Here is a 5628-nt window from a genome sequence, read left to right on the forward strand (position 1 = left end):
CGGGCGCGGCGCTGGGCTCGATCGAGCCGGTGGCGAGCGATCCGGTCGAGACCACGCGCGAGATCGACAAGTTGGGGCGGTGATGCCTTATCCTCCCCGTTGCGCAGCAATGGGGAGGGGGACCGCCGACGAAGTCGGTGGTGGAGGGGAGCCGGCCCCCTCCGTCAGTTGCTGCGCGACTGCCACCTCCCCATCGCTTCGCGACAGGGAGGATCAAGGCAGTCCCGCGCACTCCAACCCGCGCAAATCGCAACCCTCCCCCGATTGCCCCCGCCTTCGTTTTCCGGCAAGCACCCCGCCATGACCGGCACGTATCCCCACACCCGCCTCCGCCGTACCCGCGCCACCGCCTGGAGCCGCGCGCTTCACCGCGAGACGGTGCTGACCCCGGCGGACCTCATCTGGCCCCTCTTCATCACCGAGGGCGAAGGCGTGGAGCAGCCCATCGCCGCGCTGCCGGGCGTGTCGCGCTGGTCGGTGGACCTCATCGTCGAACGGGCGAAGGAAGCGGTGGACCTCGGCATCCCGGTGCTCGCGCTGTTCCCGCACACCCAGCCCGATCGCCGTAGCGAGGACGGGGCCGAGGCGCTCAACCCGGACAACCTGATGTGCCGCGCGATCCGCGCGATCCGGGCGGAACTGGGCGATAAAATCGGCCTGCTCACCGACGTGGCGCTCGATCCCTACACCAGCCACGGACAGGACGGGCTGATCGACGATGCGGGCTACGTCCTCAACGACGATACGGTCGAGGCACTGGTCGGCCAGTCGCTCAACCAGGCCAACGCGGGTGCGGACATCATCGCCCCCTCGGACATGATGGACGGCCGCATCGCCGCGATTCGCGGCGCGCTGGAGGACGCGGGCCACATCAACGTCCAGATCATGAGCTATGCCGCCAAGTACGCCTCGGCGTTCTACGGCCCGTTCCGCGACGCGGTCGGTTCGCGCGGGCTGCTCAAGGGCGACAAGAAGACCTACCAGATGGACCCCGGCAACACCGAGGAAGCGCTGCGCGAAGTCGAGATGGACCTCGCCGAGGGCGCCGACACGGTGATGGTGAAGCCTGGCCTGCCTTACCTCGACATCATCCGCCGGGTGAAGGACACGTTCGAGGTGCCCGTCTTCGCCTATCAGGTGTCCGGCGAGTACGCGATGATCGAGCACGCCGTCGCGGCGGGCGCGGCGGATCGCGACGCCATGGTGCTGGAGACGCTGACCGCCTTCAAGCGCGCCGGTGCCTCGGGCGTGCTGACATACCATGCGGCCCATGCGGCGCGGCTGTTGCGTGGTTAGGATCGAGACCGACCGCCTGATCCTGCGCGACTGGGGTGAGGGCGACATTACGCGCTTCGCCGAGGGCACCAACACGCCCGCCGTCATGCGCCACCTTGGCGGCGTCATGGACGATGCCAAGGTGGCGCTGTTCGAGGAGCGCGTGCTGGGTTTCCAGAACCGTCTCGGCCACACCTTCTGGATCGTCGAGCGCAAGGACGACGGCGCGGTGCTCGGCTTCTGCGGCCTCAAGGTGATCGATGCGCCGGGGGCGACGTTCCTCGGCGAGATGGAGATCGGCTGGCGGTTCCGTGAGGATTCCTGGGGGCAGGGCTATGCCAAGGAAGCGGCCATCGCCTCGCTCGATGCCGGGTTCGGCCGGTTCGGAGCGGCGGAGATCTTCGCCATCACCAACATCGAGAACACCGCCAGCTGGGGCCTGATGCTGCGCCTCGGCATGGTGCGGCGCGCGGAACTGGACTTCGTCGATGCGCGGTTCGAGCCGCCGGTGGGCGATACGATCGTCCATTCGATCACCGCCGAGGCGTGGCGGAGCATTGGGCGCGCGGGGCGCTAACCGTAGGTCATCACCACACACTTCGTCATTGCAAGCGCAGCGAAGCAATCCAAGGCGGCGCCAAACTGCCCTGGATTGCTTCGCTGCGCTTGCAATGACGAGTGAAGGTCTATCCTTCCCTGCCGGCACCACGTACCTGTCTTGCCGCAATGACCGACACCGCCGAGCACATGCTGCAAACCGCACGGACAACCCCGCCGCGCCGCGGGCTGTTCGTCGCCACCATCCTCGTCGGCAGTTTCCTGCTGTTCCTCGTCCAGCCGATGGTGGCGCGCATGGCGCTGCCCCGGCTCGGAGGCGCGCCGAACGTGTGGAACAGCGCGATGCTGGTCTATCAGGCGCTGCTGCTGGCCGGATACGCCTATGCTCACTGGCTCGGCCGGTTCGCGCTGAAGCGGCAGGCGATGATTCACCTCGCGCTGCTGCTGGTCGCCGCGCTGACCTTGCCGGTGGGCCTGATCGACATGCCGCGCATCGCCGGGCTGCCCGAGGCCGCATGGGTGCCATTGCTGCTGGGCGCGAGCATCGGCCCGGTATTCTTCGTCGTCTCCGCGCAGGCGCCGCTGATGCAGCGCTGGTTCGCCGCTGCGCCCGAAGCGGGTGCACCTTGGGCGCTTTACGCCGCCTCCAACCTCGGGAGCTTCGCGGGGCTCATCGCCTACCCGCTGCTGGCCGAGCCGCTGCTGAGCGTCCGTTTGCAGAGCCTCGCGTGGTCTGGCGGCTTCGCCGTGCTGGTGCTGCTGATCGCGCTGGCCGGGTTCAGCCGCCGCAATACCCCCGCGCCGATCGCACAGGCCCACGCTTCGGAGCGCATCCCCGCCCGCACCATCGGCCTGTGGCTGCTGCTGTCGGCAGTGCCTTCGGGGCTGATGCTCTCGACCACCACGCATCTCACCACCGACATCTTCGCGATGCCGCTGCTCTGGGTGATCCCGCTCGGGCTCTACCTGCTGAGCTTCGTGATCGCGTTCTCCGACCGGCGCGGGCCGGCCACCGTCGTCAGCCGCGTGGCGCCGTTGGTGGTGCTGTTCATGGGCAGCTACGCGATGCTGTCGAACGGGTCGGGCACCCTGTGGGCCGTGGCGGGCACCTGCCTGCTGCTGCTCTGCGTGGCGACGACGCTGCACGCGCGGCTCTATGACCTGAGGCCGGGAGAGGCGCAGCTTACCCGCTTCTACCTCGTCATGTCGGCCGGCGGAGCGCTGGGCGGCGTGTTCACCGCGCTGATCGCGCCGCTGGTGTTCGACTGGGCCTGGGAGCACCCCCTGCTGGTCCTCGCCGCCGCGCTGCTGATGCCGCTGCGCCCGCTGCTGAACTGGCGAGACAGCACCGACATGGAGCCGGGCATGGCGCGCATCGCGCTGGGCGTAGTGCTGCTTTTCGCGGGTTTCCTGGGCTGGGAACTGCTGGAGACGATGCTCGACCCGGAAGAGGCGCTGTTCAGTCTGATGCTGACGGTGTTCCTCGTTGGCCTCGGGATCATGGTCATGGCCTGGCGCTGGGGCTTCGCGGCGGTGCTGCTGATCGCGATGGTCGGGCAAAGCGGATTCTGGACCATGCGCGCGACGCTGGAGCATGAGCGCACCCGCAGCTATTTCGGCATTTATACCCTGCGCGATGATGCGGAAGGGCGGTTCCGCACGCTCGCCCACGGCACCACGCTACACGGCATGCAGGCGCTCGATCCCGCGCACACGCACGATGCGCTGACCTACTACGGTCCCGGCTCCGGCGTCGCCCTCGCGCTGGCGGCAGTACCCGCCATCGAGGGGCCGCAGGCGCGCGTGGGCGTCGTCGGGCTCGGCACCGGCTCGCTCGCCTGCCGCTCGCAGCGGGGGCAGGACTGGACCTTCTTCGAGATCGACCCGGTGGTGCTGCGCTTCTCCACGACGCGGCAGTTCACCTTCCTCAAGGACTGCACCCCCAAGGCCCGCGTGGTGATCGGCGATGCCCGGCTGGAACTGGCACACGTCGCGCCGCGCAGCTTCGACGTGCTGGTGATCGACGCCTTCTCCTCCGATGCCATCCCCATGCACCTGCTGACGACCGAGGCGCTGGCGGTCTACCGCCGCGCGCTGACGCCGGGGGGGCTGCTGATCCTGCACATCTCCAACCGCTACATCGACCTTGCGCCGGTGGTCGGCGCCAATGCGCGAGCGAGCGCGCTCATGGCGCTTTCGCGGCTGGACTTTCCCGAGGACGAAGTGCGCTACACCCCCTCGCGTTGGATCGCGCTTTCGGCGGATCGGGCCGTGCTCGACAGGCTTGCAAGGCAGCGCCCCGATGCCCCATGGAGCAAGCTTGAAGAACGGGCGCCGGAACCCTGGACGGACGATCACGCTTCCATCCTGCCGTATGTCCGCTGGAGCAGGCTGACGGGGAATCCATGACCGACCGTAACGACATCACAATCGCCGCCTTCAACGGCAAGGCGCCGCGTATCCATTCCAGCGCCTTCATCGCGCCCGGCTGCCGCATCATCGGCGATGTCGAGATCGGCGCCGACGCCAGCATCTGGTACAACTGCGTGATCCGCGCCGACATCAACCGCGTGGTCATCGGCGCGCGCACCAACATCCAGGACGGCACCGTCGTCCATTGCGACAGCCCCAAACCGCATCGCCCCGAAGGCTACGCGACGATCATCGGCGAGGACGTGCTGATCGGCCACATGGTCATGCTGCACGGCTGCACGCTGGAAGACCGCGCCTTCATCGGCCTCGGCGCGATCGTGATGGACGGCTCCTATGTCGAGAGCGACGGCATGCTGGCGGCGGGCTCGCAGCTCACCGGCAAGCGCATCGGCGCTCGCCAGCTCTGGATGGGCCGCCCGGCAAAGTACCTGCGCGATCTGACCGACGAGGCCGTTGTCGCCAACCAGGCGGGCGTGAAGGGCTATGTCCTCAATGGCCGCCTGCATGCCGAGGCGCTCGGGCTGAACGGCTGATGGCGCGGCCCAAGGCAGCGCTGCCCGATGCCGGAGCGCTGCGGGCGCTAATCGATGCCGACGGCGCGCTGGCTCTGCGGGTGACGCCGGGCGCCAAAGTTGAAGCGTTGGAAATCGCCGGGAACCGCCTCACCGCCAAAGTCCGCGCGCAGCCGGAGGACGGCAAGGCCAATGCCGCCGTGCGCGACCTGCTCGCCCGCGCGCTGGGCGTGGCGCCCTCGCGGCTGGAACTGCTGCGCGGCGCAACCTCGCGTGAGAAGCAGTTCCGGGTGAACTGATGCGGGTTCCTCCCCGAGCTTGTCTAGGGGAGGGGGACCGCCGCCGCAGGCGGGGGGGGGGGGGGGGGGAGAGGCCCCTCCGTCAGCCCTGCGGGCTGCCACCTCCCCATTCCTTCGGAACAGGGAGGATTTTGCGGTCAGGCCGCCAGCACCGGGCTGGCAAGGAACGGCAGCGTTTCGCGTGCCTTGCCTTCGTAGGTCGAGATCGTGTCGCCCTGCGCCATCGTCAGGCCCACTTCGTCGAGGCCGTTCAGCAGGCAGTGCTTGCGGAACGGATCGATCTCGAACGTGAAGCGATCCTGGAACGGCGTGGTCACCGACTGCGTGTCGAGGTCGATGTCGATCGTCTCGTCCTGCGCCACTTCCATCAGGCGATCGATCGCCTCCTGCGGCAGCGCCACGGTGAGGATGCCGTTCTTGAAGGCATTGCCCGAGAAGATGTCCGAGAAGCTCGGCGCGATCACGCAAGTCACGCCCATGTCGAGCAGCGCCCAGGCGGCGTGCTCACGGCTGGAGCCGCAGCCGAAGTTGTCGCCCGCGATGAGGATCGG

The 5628-nt window shown here is 68.4% G+C and carries 6 protein-coding genes; 5 read left to right on the top strand and 1 reads right to left on the bottom strand.

The annotated features are described in order from the left end of the window. The first annotated feature begins 300 nt into the window (after window positions 1-300). The 5 genes from hemB (at window position 301) to LH128_RS24285 (ending at window position 5077) form a co-directional block, all read left to right on the top strand. Window positions 301-1296, top strand: a complete 996-nt coding sequence (gene hemB, locus LH128_RS24265; protein WP_008832334.1) for a porphobilinogen synthase — start codon at window positions 301-303, stop codon at window positions 1294-1296. Next, entirely contained in the window at window positions 1271-1852 is a 582-nt protein-coding gene (locus LH128_RS24270; protein WP_037521168.1) for a GNAT family N-acetyltransferase, read from the top strand. Before hemB ends, LH128_RS24270 begins: the two co-directional genes overlap by 26 nt. Window positions 1853-2001: 149 nt before the next feature. Next, window positions 2002-4242, top strand: coding sequence for a spermidine synthase (locus LH128_RS24275; protein ID WP_008832336.1), 2241 nt, complete (start codon window positions 2002-2004; stop codon window positions 4240-4242). Next, window positions 4239-4799 (top strand): gamma carbonic anhydrase family protein, encoded by a 561-nt coding sequence (locus LH128_RS24280; protein ID WP_008832337.1) that lies wholly within the window; start codon window positions 4239-4241, stop codon window positions 4797-4799. The genes LH128_RS24275 and LH128_RS24280 overlap by 4 nt, the downstream gene beginning before the upstream one ends. After that, a complete protein-coding gene (locus tag LH128_RS24285; protein WP_008832338.1) occupies window positions 4799-5077 on the top strand; it encodes a DUF167 domain-containing protein in 279 nt (92 codons plus the stop codon). The genes LH128_RS24280 and LH128_RS24285 overlap by 1 nt, the downstream gene beginning before the upstream one ends. A gap of 137 nt (window positions 5078-5214) precedes the next feature. On the opposite strand, the gene leuD is transcribed toward LH128_RS24285, so the two are convergent. Further along, window positions 5215-5628: 3-isopropylmalate dehydratase small subunit (gene leuD, locus LH128_RS24290; RefSeq protein WP_008830557.1), on the bottom strand; the 414-nt coding region annotated here is incomplete at its 5' end.

The organism is Sphingomonas sp. LH128 (genome assembly GCF_000293195.2).
Lineage (GTDB): Bacteria > Pseudomonadota > Alphaproteobacteria > Sphingomonadales > Sphingomonadaceae > Novosphingobium > Novosphingobium resinovorum_A.

Excerpts from the sequence above, each read along its gene's own strand:
- hemB (WP_008832334.1), top strand. The coding sequence starts at position 301 with ATGACCGGCACGTATCCCCACACCCGCCTCCGCCGTACCCGCGCCACC.
- LH128_RS24270 (WP_037521168.1), top strand. The coding sequence starts at position 1,271 with ATGCGGCGCGGCTGTTGCGTGGTTAGGATCGAGACCGACCGCCTGATC.
- LH128_RS24275 (WP_008832336.1), top strand. The coding sequence starts at position 2,002 with ATGACCGACACCGCCGAGCACATGCTGCAAACCGCACGGACAACCCCG.
- LH128_RS24280 (WP_008832337.1), top strand. The coding sequence starts at position 4,239 with ATGACCGACCGTAACGACATCACAATCGCCGCCTTCAACGGCAAGGCG.
- LH128_RS24285 (WP_008832338.1), top strand. The coding sequence starts at position 4,799 with ATGGCGCGGCCCAAGGCAGCGCTGCCCGATGCCGGAGCGCTGCGGGCG.